The organism is Amycolatopsis sp. NBRC 101858 (assembly GCF_030269325.1).
In the GTDB taxonomy this organism is placed as follows: Bacteria; Actinomycetota; Actinomycetes; order Mycobacteriales; family Pseudonocardiaceae; genus Amycolatopsis; species Amycolatopsis ponsaeliensis.
Genome location: NZ_BSTD01000001.1, coordinates 2,620,994 through 2,638,351, shown reverse-complemented (window position 1 = coordinate 2,638,351; position 17,358 = coordinate 2,620,994). Strand labels below are relative to the sequence as shown.

Here is a 17,358-nt window from a genome sequence, read left to right as displayed (position 1 = left end):
TATTTCGGCGGTGGAACGGGGAGGGCTCGATGATCAATTCCCAACCAGCACGGCGAAAGAGAAAGATTCTCCCGTTCGTGGCCGCGATCGTGGTCGCCGCCGGCTTGATCATCGGGATCCGCGCCTGGACCAGCGACTCGGGCGACGAGGCGGACGCGCCGAAATGCACCGGCTCGGACGCCATCGCGCTCAACGTCGCGTCGTCCCCGGAAAAGGTCGGAATAGTCCAGGAGGCCGCGAAGGCCTACTCCGGACGGACCGTCGCCGGGCACTGCGTCGACGTCATCGTGAAATCGAAGTCGTCGGGCATCGCGATGCAGGCGCTGGCGAACGGCTGGAACGAGGCCACCGACGGGCCGCGCCCCGACGTCTGGACACCGGCCGCGAGCGGCTGGGTCAACCTGCTGCGCGTCAACGCGAAGGGCGACTCGGCGTCGATCGTGCCGGACGGTGACCCGCAGTCGATCGCGAACTCGCCGCTGACCGTGGCGATGCCGAAGCCGATGGCCGAGGCGCTGGGCTGGCCGGCCAAGCCGATCGGCTGGAAGGACCTCGCCACGCTCGCGACCGACCCGGCGGGCTGGGCGAAGTACGGCCACCCGGAGTGGGGGAAGTTCCGGCTCGGCAAGACGAACCCGAACATCTCCACCGCGGGGCTGAACGCCACCATCGGCGCGTACTACGCGGCCACCGGCACGTCGTCCGACCTCACCGCGGCCGCGCTCGAGAAGCCCGAGGCGAAGCAGTTCGTCACGAACATCGAGCAGGCGATCGTGCACTACGGCGACAACACGCTGACCTTCTTGACGAACCTGCAGAAGGCCGACGACCGCGGCGCGGCGCTGTCCTACATCTCGGCGGTGACCGTCGAGGAGAGCTCGCTGATCGGCTACAACCAGGGGAACCCGACGAACGACCCGGCCAAGGTCGGCCAGCACGCGCCGCCGAAGGTGCCGATCGTCGCGATCTACCCGGCCGACGGCACGCTCAACTCCGACCACCCGTTCGTCACGCTCAACTGGGCCGACCCGACGCGCAAGCAGATCGCCGCGGACTTCCTCGGCTACCTGCGGGGTCCGGAGACGCAGCAGCGGTTCGCCGCGCTCGGCTTCCGGTCGTTCGACGGCAAGCCGGGCCCGCAGGTGACGACGGCGAACGGCACCCAGCCGGACGCGAAGATCAGCTTCCTGCAGCCGCCGTCGCCGACGGTGCTTTCGAAGCTGCTGACCACGTGGACCGAGCTGCGCAAGAAAGCGAACGTGCTGCTGGTCGTGGACGTCTCGGGCTCGATGGGTGACGAGGTGAAGGGCACCGGAAAGAGCAAGATCGACCTGGCCAAGCAGGCCGCGATCGACGCGCTCGGCCAGTTCGTGCCGCGCGACCAGGTCGGGCTCTGGCAGTTCTCCACCCACCTCGACGGCGACAAGGACTACCAGGAGCTGCTGCCGGTCCAGCCGCTCGGCACCAGCGGCAAGGAGACGCTGGCGATGCGGCTGAGCGGGCTGTCACCGCAGGCGGGCACCGGGCTCTACGACTCGGCGCAGGCCGCGTACGAGTACATGAAGGCGCACGTCGACCCGTCGGCGATCAACGCGGTCGTGGTGCTGACCGACGGCCGCAACGAGGACTCCGGCGGCGTCGACCTCGACCACCTGCTGCCGCAGCTGCGGCCGGAGGGCAACGCGGAGACGGTCCGGCTGTTCACGATCGCCTACGGCTCGGACGCCGACCAGGGCGTGCTGAAGCAGATCGCCGAAGCGACCGAGGGATCGGAGTACGATTCGTCCAAACCGGACTCGATCAACCAGGTGTTCACTTCCGTGATTTCGAATTTCTGACATGAAGTTCGCCCGTGAGCTCGCCGAACCGTGGGGGCTGCTGCTGGCCGCCACGTCGGCGGGGGTGGCGTGGGCCGTCCAGCTGCCGGTGCTCCTCGCCCTCTTGATCGGGGTCGCGGTGCTGGCCGCCCGCGCGGGCGTGGCTTCGCTGGGCCGGGAGCCGGCGCCGGAACGCCGTGAGGCGCGCGTGCTCGACGTCGCACCGGGGTCCGACGAGGAGAACTGGCTGCGCCGGGCCGAGGGCGCGGCGGACGGGTTCGCGTCGCTGAGCTCGTCCCTCGACGCCGGCCCGCTGGCCGACCGCGTCGCGGACATGGAACCGGTGGTCCAAGAGACGCTGGCGACGCTGCGGCGGCTCGCGGGCCGCGCGTCGGCGACGGGGAAGGCGCTTTCCCGGGTCGACCTCGACGCCGTGACGCAGGAGCGGCGCCGGCTGGAGAAGTCGCTGAGAACCGCGCGCGAGGAGGTCCGCGGCGACCTCGAACAGGCGTTGACGTCGGTCAAGGCCCAGGCGGACGTGCACGCACGGCTTTCGGGAGCACGCGACAAGCTGCTGGCCCAGCTGCAGTCGGGCGCACTCGGCTTGGACAGCCTGGTGGCGCGCGTCGCGGAGCTGACGGCGGCGACGACGGACGTCGCGGTCGACACCGGCGCGGTGCGGGAGCTGAGCGACCAGCTGGAGGGCATCCGGCAGGGCGTGCTCGAGACCGAGGAGGCGACGCGGAAGTCGCTGGGCTGACGACGTGCTTCACTTTCGTCCCATGAAGGCAGATCCGCGGTCGATCGCGCGCAGTCAGTGGGTCCTCGAAGCGAAGGGGGTCGACGACGAGCCCGTGCCGCCCTCGGTGCTCGCCGAGTGGCAGCGCTACCAGCGGTCCTCGTGGGCCGCACGGCGCTGGCACTCGATCGTCGAGATGACGAGTCTGGTCGTGACGGCCACGATCCCCGCACTGGCGGCGTTCGCCCTCGACGCGCGGCTCATCGCGGCCGTCGGGTCGTTGGCGGTGCTGATCAACGGGATCCGCGCGCTGGGCGGCTACAAGGAGAACTGGACCAGCCGGACCCGGGCGCGCTACGCGATCGAGAAGGAGATCGCGCTGTTCGCCGCCAGGCACGGCAACTACGCGACTTCCGGTGCGGCGGCGGTCCTGGTGGAGACGGTCGAGGAGATCTGCGCGGGAGAACGCGACGGCTGGGTCGCCCTCCGGCTGTCGTACGGCAACAACCGCGAGAAGGCGGTGACGAGCTAGCTCGCCCAGCCGGGACGCCAGGTCGTGGCGGCCCGCGCGCCCGGCCTCAGATGAGCGCGCAGCTTGGCCAGCGCGGGGTGCGAACTGCCCCGGCGCCAAACGAGCGAATGGGGATACACGGGCGTCGGATCCTCGATCGGAACGCGCCGCAAGTCGTGCCCGGCCGGCCACCGGACCCGGCTTTCCGCTCCGACCAGGGTGGCGACCTCCGCCGACTCCGCGAGCATGTCCAGCACCACCTCGGTGCCGAAGTTCGGCCCGGCGGCGTCGATCGACAGTCCGAACGCGGCCATGAACTCGGCGTAGTACGCGCCCCACTCGGTCCCGGGCACCACGCCGGGCATCCAGATCCGATGCCCGGCCAGTACCTCAGGAGTCACCGAAGACGACGCGGCCAGTGGGTGTGCGGGTCCGCACAGCAGCTGGATCGGCTCGTCGAACACCCAGGCCGAATCCACGTCTTCGGGCAGCACGTCGACCGCGCGGAAGGAGGCATCGATGCTGCCTTCCCGGACGGCCGCGATCGCCGAAGCGGCGTCGAAGAGCGTCACCACCTCCAAGGCGATCTCCCGATGAGCCTCGTGGAATCCGCGCAGCAGCGTCGCCGGGCACAGCCGCCGGCCGATCACGTCGACCCGGAACGGCCTGGTGCCTACCGACGCCAGCGCTCGAGCCTCGGCCAGGAGGAGTTCCCGGGCGTGAGGTAGGAAGACCTCACCGTCACCGGTGAGCACGGCTCCACGCGCGATACGGGTGAACAACTGCACACCCAAGGCTTTCTCCAGCGCGGCGATGCGCTTCGAGACGGCTTGCTGCGTGATCGAGAGATGGACCGCGGCGTCCTGGAACCGGCCCGCCTCCGCGGCGGAGACGAACGTACGCACGGCATCGAGGTCCACAGCGGACAACTCTAGGTTCACAACGCGGTGTTGTGGCTCGCCGCCGCGTCGGTTGTTTGCTTCACCGGGCCGATCCCCGCTTTGATCCTCCGGTGATGCGCAGGCGGCTCGGGCGGCGGTTCAGGTGGCTGTGGACGGCTTACGCCGTGAGCGCGTTCGGGACCTGGCTCGGTTTCGGGGCCTTTCCCATGCTGGCGATCCTCGTGCTGCACGCCGGGCCCGCGGCCGTCTCCGCGCTCGCCGCCGTCGGGCCGGCCGTCGGGGCTCTCGTGGCCGTGCCGATGGGGCCTTGGGTCGATCGGCGGCGCAAGCGGCCGGTGCTCGTGGCCATGGACCTCGTCCGGTTCGCCGCATTGATCAGCGTGCCTGCCCTCTACGCGCTCGGGTCGCTGAGTTTCGGGCAGCTCCTCGTCGTGTCCGTGATCGTCGCCGCGGCGGACATCACCTTCACCTCCGCGAGCGGCGCCTACCTCAAAGGCCTGGTAGCGCCCGAAGACCTGCTCGTCGCGAACGGGCGGTTCGAGTCGACGAACTGGACGGCCACCGCGCTCGGCCCGCCGCTCGGCGGGGCGGCGTTCGCGCTCTTCGGCCCGGTGACGTCGGTGGCCGCCAACGCCGTCAGCTTCCTGCTCTCCGCGCTCGGGATCCGGGCCATCGGCGGAGACGAACCGCGCCCGCGGCAGACCACTCGCCTGCGTGCGCGGGACCTGGCCGAGGGGTGGCGCACGATCCTGACGCACCCCGGGCTGCGGCCGCTGTACTTCAACGTCCTGCTGTTCAACGGCCTGATCATGGGCACCGAGCCACTGCTCGCCGTGCTGATGCTGAACCAGCTCGGGTTCACGCCGTGGCAGTACGGACTCGCCTTCGCGGTCCCGTGCCTCGGCGGGCTCGCCGGTTCACGGCTGACGCCGCGGCTCGTCAGGCGGTTCGGCAGGCACCCCGTCTTGGTGGTGGCCGGCGCCGTCCGAGCGTGCTGGTTGCTCGCCTTGGCCTTCCTCCCGGCCGGCGCCGGCGGGCTCGCCTTCGTCATGGTCGTCGAGCTCGGCTTGATCGTCTCCTGCAGCGTGTTCAACCCGGTGCTCGCGACCTACCGGCTCGAGCAGCTGCCGGCCGACCGCGTGGCGAGCACGCTCTCGGCGTGGTCGGTCAGCACCAAGGCGTCGATCGCCACGTTGACGGCGCTCTGGGGCGTGCTCGCGAGCTTCACCGGCACGCGCGTCGCGATCGGCGTCGCCGGGGTGCTGGTGCTGGGGACGCCGCTCCTGCTGCCCCGCCGGGACCGGACGCCCGCTCAGCCCAGCCAGACCGTGCCGAGCACCGGATAACCCGGCACGCCCGTCTTCGCCGCGCCCGGCCGGGGAACTCCCGCGATCCACAGGCGGCCGGTCGCGGCGATGTTCGCTGCCATCGACGGATCGGCCCGGGGCAGGCGGAACCCGATCACCGTCCCGTCGGCGAGCATGGTCAGGCCGCTCAGCCGGGCCGTGCCGTGGCGGCCCATGCGGACCGGGCCGTCGAGGACCGCGCGCAGCTCCGTCCAGTGGTCCGCCGGCAGCGGGCGGCGGTAGGCGAACGCGCGCGCCGCGGTCACGAACGCGCCCAGCAGCGCGCCGGCCGCGAACGTCCACGCGACCCACCCCATGACCGGGAAGTCGAGCCGGACCCAGCTCGCGAAACCCGCGAGCACCAGCAGGAACGCGGCCGTCGCACGCTGCTCGCGGGCGATCTCGCGGCGGTGCGCGGTCAGCACGGGATCGAGCCTCGGCGAGGCGGACCCGGCCGGCTCCGGCACCACCACGGCACCTGCCGGCGGCGAGTCGTGGATGCGCGCGCGGCGGAGCCGCACCACGCCGGAGAAGCCGACGAACACCTTCGGGCCGCGGCCCAGCAGCCAGACCCGCCGGTGCCCGGCCACCAGCAACCGATGCGCCTCGTCGAGCCGGACGCGCAGCCACCGGCCGTCCGGCAGGCGCAGGCCGACCGTCCGCCCCGCCGCGACCAAGGCGTCGGCCGTGAGGTCGACCCGCCGGAACGCCTCCCGCTTCAGCCGCGTTTCGGGCACCCGGACGTACGCGCGGTAGAGCCACCACGCCTCGACCGAGCCGGCCAGGGCGATCGTGCCGATCGCCAGCGCCACCCCGGCCCCGGTGAAGAACTGGGCGACCCCGAACGCCAGGAAGAACCACGCCAGCACCCGCTGGTTCGCGATGTCACGACCGATCCGGTCGAGGTACTCGCCGAAGATCGGCAGCGCGCCGGACGGCATCGCGGGGTCGAGTTCGAACGCGGGCACGCGCTCGGGAACCGGGACGATCTGCACGCTGGCCCCCACCGTGTCGACACTGGTCACCGGTCTTTTCGGAATTTTGCACAGCGGTGTTACCGATACTCCGTTCGGCGGAACGCCCGCGTGACCCGGACCGCAATCGAGCGACTATCCAGACCGCAGGATTCAGGTTAGGCTCACCTAAGTAGGAGGTGAGCCGTGACCGAGGCCCCGACATCCATCCGCCGCCCGCCGGCGCCGAACCCCGCCGAGCGCGCCAAGACGATCGCGACCCGCAACGGTCCCGCGTCCTTGATGCCCACCTGCGAACGCGCCGGACTGGACGGCGAGCGCGTCGTCCCGGTCCTGCACCACGTGCACCACAGCGGCAGCGTGAGCGTGCTGCTGCCCGACGACCACGCGATGGTCCGCGCGGCCAAGGAGACCCAGCGCGGCGAGCTGGCCGTGATGGTCGAGCTCGCCGACCAGGCGCCGGTCGCCCTGCGGGAGCCGATCCGCGGGCTGCTGTGGATCACCGGCTGGCTGCGACCGCTCTCGCCGGTGTCGGCCCGCGCGCGGGCGGTGTCGATTGCCGAGTCGCGGCCGGACGAACGGCTCCTCGACGTCGGCCACGGCGTCACGCTGCTGCGGCTCACCCCGGCGTCGCTCGTGCTCGCGGACGCCGAAGGCACGCACTCGCTGCGCCCGCACACGTTCAGCGCGGCGCCACCCGACCCGTTCCACGACTACGAGGCCCAGTGGCTGCGGCACCTGGAGAGCGACCACTCCGACGTCGTCGAGCAGCTGGCCAAGCACCTGCCGGCGGAGCTGCGCGGCGGCCGGATCCGCCCGCTCGGGCTCGACCGGTTCGGGCTGCGGCTGCGCGTCGAGTCCGACGCCGGTGACCACGACGTCCGGCTGGCGTTCTCGAAGTCCGTCGAGAGCCCGCCGCAGCTCGCGATGGAGCTGCGGCGGCTCGTCGGCTGCCCGTTCCTGCGGGGTGCGTCAGGCTAGTTCGGCGGGGAACCCGCCCTTGGCCAGCGGGCCCCAGCTCTCGATCGTCACGCGGATGATGCTCTTGCCCTGCTTGACCATGGCCTCGCGGTATTCGTCCCAGTCCGGGTGTTCGCCCGAAATGGCACGGAAGTACTCCACGAGCGGCTCGACGGAGTCCGGGATGTCCAGGACTTCGGCGGTCCCGTTGAGCTGCACCCATTGGTCGTTCCACTCGTCGGAGAGGATGCAGGCCGAGACCTTCGGGTTGCGCTTGACGTTCACGACCTTGGCGCGCTTCGGGTAGGTCGAGATGACCAGCCGGCCCTCGGCGTCGACGCCGCAGGTCACCGGCGAGAGCTGCGGGCTCCCGTCGGCCTTCGTGGCCATCAGGATCGCGCGGTGGCGGGTGGACAGGAACTCGACGAGCGCGGCGCGGTCGACGGTTTCGTTGGTGGCGATGCTCCTCGGCATACCCCGAAGGTAGCGTGCGCACATGACGTTCACCGCGCGATCGTGGCTGGCCCCGGCCGCACCGGCGTTCCCGGAACCGGTCGACGACCCGCGGGAGCGCCGCGCGATCAAGCTGGAGCTGCTGATCGTCTTCGGCATCACGCTCGGGTTGTCCGGCGTGCGCAGCCTGCTGTCCCTTGTGGACTCCCTGCTGCAGCCGACGCCGTTGGCCCAGCAACAGGTCCAGCTCAACGTGCCCCAGGCCGCGGCGAGCCTGATCGACCTGCTCAAGCAGCTGCTCTCGGCCGCCCAGCTGGTCGGCTGGGGCGCGCTCGGGCTGTACTTCCTGTGGCGCGCCGGGATCAAGATCGCGCAGGTCGGGCTGGACCGCCGGTCCCCCGGCCGGGACGCGCTGCTGACGCTCGGGCTGGCCGCGCTGATCGGGATCCCCGGCCTCGCGCTGTACTTCATCTCCTACCACCTGGGGTTCAGCCTGGCGGTGCAACCGTCCACTTTGAACGACACGTGGTGGCGCCCGATCACGCTGACGCTGTCGGCGTTCGGCAACGCGTTCGCCGAAGAGGTCCTGGTCATCGGCTACCTGCTGACGCGGCTGCGGCAGCTCGGCGTCCGGGAGAACAACGCGCTGTTCGGCGCCGCCGTGCTGCGCGGGTCGTACCACCTCTACCAGGGCTTCGGCGGGTTCGTCGGCAACCTGATCATGGGCCTGGTGTTCGGGCGGCTGTGGCAGAAGACGAACCGGCTGTGGCCGCTCGTCGCCGCCCACACGCTCTTCGACTTCGTGTCCTTCGTCGGATATGCCCTGTTGAAGGGGCACGTTTCCTGGCTGCCCTGACTAAGCTCGGGGGGTGATCGACGAAACGACACCTCCCCGGGTGGACAGCGAAGTCGGACCCCTGCGCGCGGTGCTGCTGCACCGGCCCGGCAACGAGCTCAAAAGGCTGACGCCCCGCAACAACGACCAGCTCCTGTTCGACTCGATCCCGTGGGTCGACCGGGCCCAGGCCGAGCACGACGCGTTCGCCGACGTGCTGCGCAGCCGCGGCGTCGACGTCCTGCTGCTGGCCGACGCCCTCCGGACGGCCCTCGAAGACGACCGCGCCCACGCGGCCGGCGTCCACGCGGCGGTCGACGACCGGCGGCTCGGCGGCGACCTGGCCGACTCGCTGCGGTCGCACCTGTCCGGCATCACCTCGGCCGGCCTCGCCGAGGTGCTGATGGCCGGGATGACCTTCGAGGAGCTGCCGTCCGCGGAGGGCGCGTCGCTGGTGCGGATGATGAACCACCCGCACGACTTCGCCGTCGACCCGCTGCCGAACCTGCTGTTCACGCGCGACTCGTCGGCGTGGATCGCCGACCGCGTCGCGATCTCGTCGCTGACCATGCCCGCGCGCCGCCGCGAGACCGCGGTGCTCGACCTGATCTACGCCTACCACCCGTACTTCCGGCACGCGGCCCGCGCGTACGGCGCGCATTCGGCGCCGATCGAGGGCGGCGACGTGATGCTGCTGGCGCCGGGCGTGCTCGCCATCGGCGTCGGCGAGCGGACGACCGCGGCCGGCGCGGAGTCGCTCGCGCGCTCGGTGTTCGCCGACGGCATCGCGCACACCGTGCTGGCGGTGCCGATCGAGCAGTCCCGCGCGACCATGCACCTGGACACGGTGTGCACGATGGTCGACGCCGACGCCGTGGTGATGTACCCGCTGGCGCGCGACTCGCTGACGGCGTTCACCATCCGCCCGACCGGCGACGGCGGCGTCAAGGTGGCCGGCCCGACGCCGTTCCTGGTGGCCGCGGCCGAGGCGATGGAGATCGACCGGCTGCGCGTCATCGACACCGGCCTCGACCCCGTGACGGCCGAACGCGAGCAGTGGGACGATGGCAACAACACCTTGGCGCTGGCGCCCGGCGTGGTCGTGGGCTACGAGCGGAACGTCGAGACGAACGAGCGCCTGGAGGCGGCCGGCATCGAGGTGCTGCCGATCGCCGGGTCCGAGCTGGGCTCCGGCCGGGGCGGGCCGCGGTGCATGTCCTGCCCGATCCGCCGGGAACCGTTGCGATAAATAAAGTAAGCCTTCCCTAAATGGTTTCGACAATTTAGGGAAGGCTTACTTAAATTAGGTTCGTCTTCTTTAGGAATGGTAACCCTAATAGGTGGCAGATCACCAGTCCCGAGTGGCTTTCAGGCGAAACTTGATCTATTCTGATTCACATGGCCCTCACCAAGAAGAAAGAACCGCGCTCGAAGTTCTATGAACTGCTGCAGGCGCAGATCCACAACGAGTTCAACGCGTCCCAGCAGTACATCGCGCTCGCGGTCTGGTTCGACGCCGAGGACCTGCCTCAGCTGGCGAAGCACTTCTACAAGCAGTCCGTCGAAGAGCGCAACCACGCGATGGCGCTCGTGCAGTACATGCTCGACCGCGACCACCACGTCGAGATCCCCGGCACGGGTGAGGTCCGCAACGACTTCTCCGGCGTCACCGAGGTCATCGAGCTCGCGCTCGAGCAGGAGAAGGAAGTCGCCACCGACATCTCCGCGATGGCCAAGGCCGCCCGCGCCGAAGAGGACTACATCAGCGAGCAGTTCACGCAGTGGTTCCTCAAGGAGCAGGTCGAAGAGATCTCCCAGATGAGCACGCTGCTGAACGTCGTCAAGCGCGCGAACGGCAACCTGTTCGAGGTCGAGAACCACCTGCACCGCGAGTCCGTCGGCGACGGCGGCTCCGACTCGCAGATGCCGCCGGTGGCCGGCGGGGCACTCTGATACTTCCCACCACGAAGGCAGAAAACCCGGGCTCTCCCCCTGTGGACAGCCCGGGTTTCTGTATGTCGCCGGCGTTCAGCCGGCGCAGTCCTGGTTGACGCTCATCAGGCTGGTCTGCACGACCCCGGAGTCGCCGAGCCGGAAGTGGTAGTCGGCGGCGTCGGTGGCCGGGGCGACGACGCCTCCCGACTCGTCCTTCGCGGCGGGGTAGGTCGCGAGCACCTGCGCCTTGCTCGACCCGGCGCCGATGCCCTCGGCGGTGTGCGCGACCTGTTCGGGGGTGACGACCGTGAGCCCGACCGCCTTCGAGACCACGACGGTCGCGACCGACGGCACCCCGCTGCCCTGCGCGGTGTAGACGGTGCAGCTCGCGCCGGCCTGCGCTTCGGTGAGCGTGACGCCCTGCGCGGCGATCTGGGTCTCGGACATGCCGAGCTTGATGGTGCCGAAGCCGTCCGAGCCGAGCAGCGGCCCGCTCAGCACGGGCGGCAGCTTCGACGGCGGCTGGGCCGACGGCGGCCGGGAGGCCTTCGACGTCGGCGGAGCGGGAGGCGAGGACGCCTCGATGTCCTGGGTGCTGGTCGGTCCCGGGACCGAACTCTGCGCCTGCCGCCCGGCCGTGAGGTTCTCGGGCGGCTTGACGCTGATCGAAGAGCCATCGGCGGACATCACCGCGGTGCCGTCCTCGGCGTGCAGGCGCACCATGGTGAGCCCACCCGAGACGGCCACCACGGCCGCCGCGACCCCGGTCACGGCCAAGACGCCCTGGCGACGGCGACGACGCCGTCGCGCACCGGCGACGATGGTCGTGCCGGCCTCCGGCGGTGGCGGCAAGTCCAGCCGCTCATCGGCGAACAGCTCACGCAGGCGCTGCTCCAGCTCGTCCTCGGAGATGTTCAACCCGCGTCACTCCCTTCGCCTTGGATGTCGGCCACAGTCAGCTTCGACCGCAGTGACGTGATCGCCTTGCTGGCCTGGCTCTTGACGGTGCCCTGCGTGACGCCGAGGGCCCCGGCGATCTCCGCTTCCGAGAGACCTTCGTAGTAACGCAGGACCATGACGGCCCGTTGTCTCGGCGGCAGCGTTCGTAACGCGCGCCACAGTGGTTCGTGCTCGAACGGGTCGTCCGGCACGTGCGGGCTGGTGTCCGGCAGATCGGCCACGAGGTTCTCGCGGCGCGTGCGGCGCCACCGGCTGACGTGCGCGTTCGCCATCGACCGGCGGACGTAGGCCAGCGGGTCGCCGGTCTTCTCGTGCACGTACGTCCAGCGCGAACCGATCTTCTCCAGCACGGTCTGCACCAGGTCGGCCGCGTCGTGCGGGTTGCCGGTGAGCGCGTGGCCGTACCGCAGCAGCCCCGGCAGAGTGGCCTGCACGAAGTCGCCGAAGTCGACCAGCTCACCCGGCAACGTCGCGGCCCTCCCTCGGCCTGCGCTGGTCACCCAGGTATCTCCCCCGGTGAAGACGGGTGCCGCAGCGGTCACCGTATCGCCTCCCCCCGGGCTCGGACAGTCGCTTTCCCCCTGCACACGCATCACAGCCCCCTCAGGTTGCCTGCGTTCCCGCCCGGATTCGTAGACGCCCGGACGGGTGATGAGTTGCCCACGTCAGCGACGCGCGAGCGAGTCCGGCAGCCGGAAGCCACCGTCACCCGCTTCGGCGAACTGGTGCACACCGACGACGGCGGCGTGCGGAATCGGCCCGTAGACGTGCGGAAACCACACACCGGCCGGATGCGGCGGCTCGCCGTCCTCCCACCGGACGGCGACGTCGAGCTTGGCCGGATCGATCTCGAGCAGCACCAGATCGGTACGGCCCCGGTAGAGCGCGTTGGCCGGCAGGTGCGCCGTGCCGAAGTCGGAACAGTGGACGAACCCGACTTCCCCCAGTGAAGGAGGCTTGTACTCGCCGCCTTCGCCCACTTCGGCCCAGTCGGCCGCCCCGCAGATGTGAAGTATCACGCGAAGAATGGTCCCACCACGGCGATCCGGCGGCGGTGTCTCGTGCGCCACATAAGGCCTGGTTGAACGCTCATCGAGCGGTTTCCGGTCACCGGTACGCACCGGTGGTCCGGTGCTTTCCGACAGGGGGGCGCCCCGGTCGCGAAACCGCCGCCGGGCGTGGGCTCGGCGGCGGGCGTTGTTTCGCGCGCGGTCAGCGCAGGGTGAGCTGGCGGCCGATGAGGCCGTCGCGGGCGCGGCGCTCGGCCGCGTTCAGCGGTTCCGCGTCGAGGGACTTCAGGGCCGTCTCGAGGCGGGTGCCGAGGGCGTCCTTGGCGTCCGCCCACTCGCGGGCGTGGGCCTCGGGGTCGAGGTCCCAGACCGGGACCAGCAGGCCGTGCGCCCGGAACGAACCGGCGTAGCGGGAGCCCTCGCCGAGGCCGAGCTCGCCGGCCGCGGACAGCCGCGCCAGCGCCTGGAGCAGCAGGTTCTCCGGCTCCGGACGGACCCAGCGCAGGTGCGCCTTCTCACCGGCGAGGACCCAGTACGCACCCGAGCCCAGCCGTTCGGTCGGCATGATCGCGGCGTTCGCGCGCTCGAGGGACACCGCGACGTCGCCGGTCGCGTCGGCGTCCTCCGGCAGCCACCAGGCGAAGTCCTTGTGGAGCGTGACGTCGAGCTCGGCACCCGGCGTCAGCAAGTCCTGGAGGCGGGCGTTCTCGTCGGCGGACGGCGGGGTCGTCGTGTCCGGCACGCCGAGGACGTCACCCTCCTTGGCGTCCAGCAGCCACTTCAGCGAGCGGCCGAGGTCGCGGCTGATGTCGGAAGAGCGGGTCTGCACCTGCAGGCCGAGGTACCGCTCGCCGTCCGAGCGGACGAACGCGGCCGCGGCCATCGGCAGCACGGTGCCGAGGGTGACGTCGCCACCGTCGGCGAGGGTCAGCTTGGCCGTCGCGGACGGCACGAACTCACGCAGCGCGATCAGCTCGGGCTCCGCCACCAGTCCCTCGAACGGCTGGCCGACGAAGACGTCGCGCACCTTCGGCTTGCGGTCCGTCGCCTGCTTGGGACCCTTCTTGCGCGCGCCCTTGCCCACTGCTGCCTCCTCTGGCTCGGCTTTGAACGCTATCGAAGGGTTAGTCTCGCGACGTGTTCGACCCCCGCGATCCCGCGTTCCTGGAAGACCCGTACCCGGCGTTCGCCGCACTGCGCGAGCAGGGCGACGTCCATTTCCACGACGAGCTCGGCCTCGCCGTGGCCGTGTCGCACGCCGCGTCGTCGGCGGTGCTGCGGCATCGCGGCCTGGGCCGGATCTGGCAGGACGCGCAGCCGCTCGAACGGTTCGCGTCGTTCAACCTGCTCCACCGCAACTCGCTGCTGGAGAACGAGCCTCCGGCTCACACCCGCCTGCGCCGCCTGATCGCGGGCGCGTTCGGCCGCGGCCACGTGCAACGGCTGCGGCCGATGGTCGCGACGCTCGCCGACCGCATGGTCGGCGATCTCGCGGCCGCGATCGCCGCCGACGGCAGCGCGGACCTCCTCGAACACCTGGCCCAGCCACTGCCGGTCGCGGTGATCGCCGAGCTGCTGGGCGTCCCCGGCACCGACGGGCCACGGATGGTCGAACTGTCCAACGCGATCGTGAAGATGTACGAGTACGGCCTGCCCGAGGAGGGCCGCGACGCCGCTGAGCGCGCGGCCGCCGAGTTCGTCGAGTACGTCCGGTCGGTGGCGTCGGCACGCACCGACGCCCTGGGCGACGACATCATCAGCGACCTCCTGCGCAGCGAGCTGACACCGGACGAGCTGGTCGCGACCGCGGTACTGCTGCTGATGGCCGGCCACGAGGCGACGGTCAACGTGCTCGGCAACGGCATCACGGCGCTGCTCACGCACCGGGACCAGTGGGAACGCTTGCTGGCGGCTCCTTCCTTGCTGGATTCCTGCGTCGAGGAACTGATCCGGTTCGACGCGCCCTTGCAGCTGTTCGAGCGGACGGCGACCGAGGACGTGTCGATCTGCGGACATGTCGTCCCGCAGGGCCAGAAGATCGGCGCGTTGCTGGGTGCCGCAGCCCGTGATCCGAAGGTGTTCGACGCGCCGGACACCCTCGACATCGGACGGACGCCGAACGCGCACCTCGGCTTCGGCCTGGGGATCCACTACTGCGTAGGGGCTCCTCTCGCTCGGGTGGAGATCGCCGCGGCGTTGAGTGCGCTGGCCGCGAAGCTGCCGGGGTTGCGGATCGCCGAGACTCCGCGGCGACGGCCCGAGTTCGTGATCCGGGGCCTGCGGGAGCTTCGCGTCACCGTGTGAGCCGGGTCCGGCGTGATCCGGGGCGGCGCTGGGTGCGCCGAGGACGCTGCCGGGGTGCTCGCTCGTCGAAGAGCTGCGGCCGCGGAAACCCGAGCTTCGGTCCTTCGGGTCCGGCGTGATCCGGGGCGGATCTCGCGTGACCGGATGCGGAACTCGCTTGATTGAGGACGGAACTCGCGTGGCCGCATGCGCACGATCGTGTTGGGCAGGGGGCACCGCGGCACGGGGTCGCGCATTGCCGAGACTCCGCGGCGACGGCCGGAGTTCGTGATCCGGGGTCTGCGGGAGCTTCGCGTCACCGTGTGAGCCGGGTCCGGCGTGATCCGGGGCGGATCTCGCGTGATTGGACGGGCATCACGCGTGATTGGGGAGGCATCACGCGTGATTGAAGGGGCGACACGCGGTCTCATGGGGTTACTCCGGTGAAGAGGTCCTCCTCCAGGTTGGGGCCTGGGGTCGGGTGGGCCAGGTGGTAGTCCTCGTGGGGCCAGGCTTTTCGTTCGATTTCGCGGGAGTGGGCGAAGAACGGGTGGGCCGGGTCGACCTGGGTTCGGTGGGCCAGGAGGGCTTGGTCGCGGGTGGCGAAGTGGGACTCGCAGCGGATTCGGGTGGTGACCGGCAACGGGTCTTCGAGCGGGAGTTCGGCCAGGACGTCCGCCATTGCGGACTCCAGGCCGGCGGCCAGGGTCGCGTCGTGCAGGGCTTGGAACCACGCCCGGCTCAGGGTTGCCTGGTAGTACAGCTTTTGGGGCCGCCACGGCTCGCCGGTGCCCGGGTAGCGGGCGGGGTCGGCGGCCGCGGTGAAGGCTTCGAGCGTGACCTCGTGGGTGCGGATGTGGTCCGGGTGGGGGTAGCCGCCGGTTTCGTCGTAGGTGATCACGACGTGCGGGCGGAACTCTCGGATCAGGGCGACCAGCGGAGCGGCCGCTGCCGACAGCGGGAGGGCGGCGAAGCAGCCTTCCGGTAGCGGTTCGCCTTCGCCGGGCAAGCCGGAGTCGACCAGGCCGAGGAATCGCTGCCGGACGCCCAGGATCTCGGCTGCCGCGGCCATCTCGCGACGGCGGATCGCCGGGAGGTCGGCGCGGGTTTCGGGAGTGTCCACGGCCGGGTTGAGGATGTCGCCGCGTTCGCCGCCGGTGCAGGTGGCGACCAGGACGTCGACGCCCTCGGCCGCGTACCGGGCCAGGGTCGCCGCACCCTTGCTGGACTCGTCGTCCGGGTGGGCGTGGACGCTCAAGAGGCGGAAGGTCATCGAGTACTCCTCCGAGGGAAGAAAGCCGCGGGAACCAAGGTCAAGGCGGACAGCGCCAGCGCCCACGTGAACGTCGTGCCGAACGCTGTGGGAGGCGCCGACGACGTGAGAGCGTGGTGCAGGATCGCCGCCAGCAGGGCCGTGCCGAGCGAGCCGCCGACGCGGTTGATCACGTTGAACGCGCTCGTCGCGCGCGGGATGCGGGACCGCTCGAGGGAGCCGTACAGCGTGGTCATTCCCGGTGCCGTCGCCGCACCCAGGCCGGCTCCCCGGATCAGGAGCGAGACCGTCAGCAGGACTCCGCTGGGTGCCGAGCCGAGCTGGGTGAACGCGACCGTGCCCAGCAGGGACAAGCCGATTCCGGCCAGCATCATCCGCCGGGGACCGAACCGGGCCAAGAGCCGGCCGCCCGCGAGCAACACCGCCGCCGAGCCGACGGCCTGAGGAGCCAGCAGCAACCCCGCCTCCCACGGGCTCGCGTGCTCCACCTGCTCGTAGTACAGCGGCAACACCAACATCGAGCTGTACAGCGACGCGCCCAGCAGGAAAGTGCTGACCGAAGCCACCGAGAATCCCCTGTCCCGGAACAGTTTCAGGTCGAGCACCGGCGAGGGCGCCCGGGACGCGTGGATGCCGTACCCCAGGAGCAGCACAGCTCCGGCCACCCAGGCGACGACCACGCCCTCGGCCAGGCCGTAGACGAACGCGGCGAGCCCCGGCGACAGCAGCAGAATCCCGCGGACGTCCAAAGGAGAACGAGCACCGGAAGGCTCGGGGGCCGGGAGCAGCCGGCGCGCGACGGCGAACGTCGCCACGCCCAGCGGGACGACGCCGAAGAACATCCAGCGCCAGCCGAAGTCCGCCACCAGGGCACCACCGAGCAGCGGGCCCAGTACCGGCGCCACCGTGGCCGGCAGCGTGATCACCCCGATCATGCGCCCCAGCGCCGGCCCGGCCTCCTGCGCGAACACCGCCTGCCCGACCGGCTGCATCAGCCCGCCGCCCAGGCCGTGGATCACCCGGAACGCGATCAACGCCGGCGCCGACCAGGCGAAGCCGCACAGCAGCGTGCCCGCCGTGAAGACCGCCACCGCCGTCAGCCACACCGCCCGGCCGCCGAAGCGATCGGTCAACCAGCCCGACAGCGGGATCGCCGCCGACGCCGCGAGCAGGTACGCGCTCGCCACCCACTGCACCGTCGTCACGGGACTGCCCAGGTCACGGGCGATCGAGTCGATCCCGACGGTCACGATCGTCGCGTCGAGGATCGACAGCACCGCGCCCATGATCAGGACGCCGCCGAGCTTCCACAACGCCGCGTCGGGCCGGGCCACTGCCGTCGTCACATCCACCCCCCAGG

Annotated in this window: 18 protein-coding genes; 9 read left to right on the top strand and 9 right to left on the bottom strand. The window is 70.8% G+C overall.

Annotation, left to right across the window (positions count from 1 at the left end; translation table 11 throughout):
• Positions 1 to 29: 29 nt before the first annotated feature.
• The 3 genes from QSK39_RS12835 to QSK39_RS12825 are packed head-to-tail and all read left to right on the top strand — an operon-like array spanning position 30 to position 3,088.
• Positions 30 to 1,838, top strand: coding sequence for a substrate-binding and VWA domain-containing protein (locus tag QSK39_RS12835; RefSeq protein WP_353051044.1), 1,809 nt, complete (start codon positions 30 to 32; stop codon positions 1,836 to 1,838).
• Between the two features lies 1 nt (position 1,839).
• Positions 1,840 to 2,577 (top strand): hypothetical protein, encoded by a 738-nt coding sequence (locus tag QSK39_RS12830; protein WP_285477810.1) that lies wholly within the window; start codon positions 1,840 to 1,842, stop codon positions 2,575 to 2,577.
• Between the two features lie 22 nt (positions 2,578 to 2,599).
• Positions 2,600 to 3,088: a DUF4231 domain-containing protein gene (locus QSK39_RS12825; RefSeq protein ID WP_285477809.1), complete on the top strand. Its 489-nt coding sequence runs from the start codon at positions 2,600 to 2,602 to the stop codon at positions 3,086 to 3,088.
• Here the strand turns inward: QSK39_RS12825 and QSK39_RS12820 are convergent.
• A complete protein-coding gene (locus QSK39_RS12820; RefSeq protein WP_285477808.1) occupies positions 3,085 to 3,987 on the bottom strand; it encodes a LysR family transcriptional regulator in 903 nt (300 codons plus the stop codon). The two genes, QSK39_RS12825 and QSK39_RS12820, sit on opposite strands and share 4 nt — an antisense overlap.
• 95 nt (positions 3,988 to 4,082) lie before the next feature.
• Between QSK39_RS12820 and QSK39_RS12815 the strand changes: the two genes are divergently transcribed.
• Positions 4,083 to 5,315, top strand: a complete 1,233-nt coding sequence (locus QSK39_RS12815) for an MFS transporter (protein WP_502873265.1) — start codon at positions 4,083 to 4,085, stop codon at positions 5,313 to 5,315.
• Here QSK39_RS12815 and QSK39_RS12810 read toward each other — a convergent pair.
• On the bottom strand, positions 5,282 to 6,340 hold the full coding sequence (locus QSK39_RS12810) for a hypothetical protein (protein WP_285477806.1): 1,059 nt from the start codon (positions 6,338 to 6,340) through the stop codon (positions 5,282 to 5,284). The genes QSK39_RS12815 and QSK39_RS12810 overlap by 34 nt on opposite strands.
• 135 nt (positions 6,341 to 6,475) lie before the next feature.
• Between QSK39_RS12810 and QSK39_RS12805 the strand changes: the two genes are divergently transcribed.
• Positions 6,476 to 7,270, top strand: coding sequence for a DUF2470 domain-containing protein (locus tag QSK39_RS12805; RefSeq protein WP_285477805.1), 795 nt, complete (start codon positions 6,476 to 6,478; stop codon positions 7,268 to 7,270).
• Here QSK39_RS12805 and QSK39_RS12800 read toward each other — a convergent pair.
• Complete coding sequence (locus QSK39_RS12800) at positions 7,262 to 7,723, bottom strand: PPOX class F420-dependent oxidoreductase (RefSeq protein ID WP_285477804.1); 462 nt, start codon at positions 7,721 to 7,723, stop codon at positions 7,262 to 7,264. The genes QSK39_RS12805 and QSK39_RS12800 overlap by 9 nt on opposite strands.
• Before the next feature lie 22 nt (positions 7,724 to 7,745).
• Here QSK39_RS12800 and QSK39_RS12795 point away from each other — a divergent pair, with 22 nt between their 5' ends.
• The 3 genes from QSK39_RS12795 to QSK39_RS12785 all read left to right on the top strand — a co-directional run bounded on the left by QSK39_RS12795 (position 7,746) and on the right by QSK39_RS12785 (position 10,490).
• Positions 7,746 to 8,558, top strand: coding sequence for a CPBP family intramembrane glutamic endopeptidase (locus tag QSK39_RS12795; RefSeq protein ID WP_285477803.1), 813 nt, complete (start codon positions 7,746 to 7,748; stop codon positions 8,556 to 8,558).
• Between the two features lie 40 nt (positions 8,559 to 8,598).
• On the top strand, positions 8,599 to 9,786 hold the full coding sequence (locus QSK39_RS12790; protein WP_285478010.1) for an arginine deiminase: 1,188 nt from the start codon (positions 8,599 to 8,601) through the stop codon (positions 9,784 to 9,786).
• Positions 9,787 to 9,935: 149 nt separating this feature from the next.
• Entirely contained in the window at positions 9,936 to 10,490 is a 555-nt protein-coding gene (locus tag QSK39_RS12785; RefSeq protein ID WP_284743303.1) for a ferritin, read from the top strand.
• Between the two features lie 75 nt (positions 10,491 to 10,565).
• Here QSK39_RS12785 and QSK39_RS12780 read toward each other — a convergent pair whose 3' ends face one another.
• The 4 genes from QSK39_RS12780 to QSK39_RS12765 form a co-directional block, all read right to left on the bottom strand.
• Positions 10,566 to 11,390, bottom strand: coding sequence for a hypothetical protein (locus QSK39_RS12780; protein ID WP_285477802.1), 825 nt, complete (start codon positions 11,388 to 11,390; stop codon positions 10,566 to 10,568).
• Positions 11,387 to 11,899, bottom strand: a complete 513-nt coding sequence (locus tag QSK39_RS12775; RefSeq protein WP_284743520.1) for a SigE family RNA polymerase sigma factor — start codon at positions 11,897 to 11,899, stop codon at positions 11,387 to 11,389. Before QSK39_RS12775 ends, QSK39_RS12780 begins: the two co-directional genes overlap by 4 nt.
• 198 nt (positions 11,900 to 12,097) lie before the next feature.
• Positions 12,098 to 12,451, bottom strand: a complete 354-nt coding sequence (locus tag QSK39_RS12770) for a DUF952 domain-containing protein (protein WP_285478009.1) — start codon at positions 12,449 to 12,451, stop codon at positions 12,098 to 12,100.
• 193 nt (positions 12,452 to 12,644) lie between these two features.
• Positions 12,645 to 13,526, bottom strand: a complete 882-nt coding sequence (locus tag QSK39_RS12765) for a DUF5926 family protein (RefSeq protein ID WP_285477801.1) — start codon at positions 13,524 to 13,526, stop codon at positions 12,645 to 12,647.
• A gap of 53 nt (positions 13,527 to 13,579) precedes the next feature.
• Between QSK39_RS12765 and QSK39_RS12760 the strand changes: the two genes are divergently transcribed.
• Positions 13,580 to 14,746: a cytochrome P450 gene (locus QSK39_RS12760; protein WP_285477800.1), complete on the top strand. Its 1,167-nt coding sequence runs from the start codon at positions 13,580 to 13,582 to the stop codon at positions 14,744 to 14,746.
• Positions 14,747 to 15,152: 406 nt separating this feature from the next.
• On the opposite strand, the gene mca is transcribed toward QSK39_RS12760, so the two are convergent.
• On the bottom strand, positions 15,153 to 15,998 hold the full coding sequence (gene mca / locus QSK39_RS12755) for a mycothiol conjugate amidase Mca (protein ID WP_285477799.1): 846 nt from the start codon (positions 15,996 to 15,998) through the stop codon (positions 15,153 to 15,155).
• Positions 15,995 to 17,350 carry an MDR family MFS transporter gene (locus QSK39_RS12750; protein ID WP_285477798.1) on the bottom strand — a complete coding sequence of 452 codons (1,356 nt, stop codon included), beginning with the start codon at positions 17,348 to 17,350 and terminating at the stop codon, positions 15,995 to 15,997. The genes mca and QSK39_RS12750 overlap by 4 nt, the downstream gene beginning before the upstream one ends.
• Positions 17,351 to 17,358 lie beyond the last annotated feature (8 nt).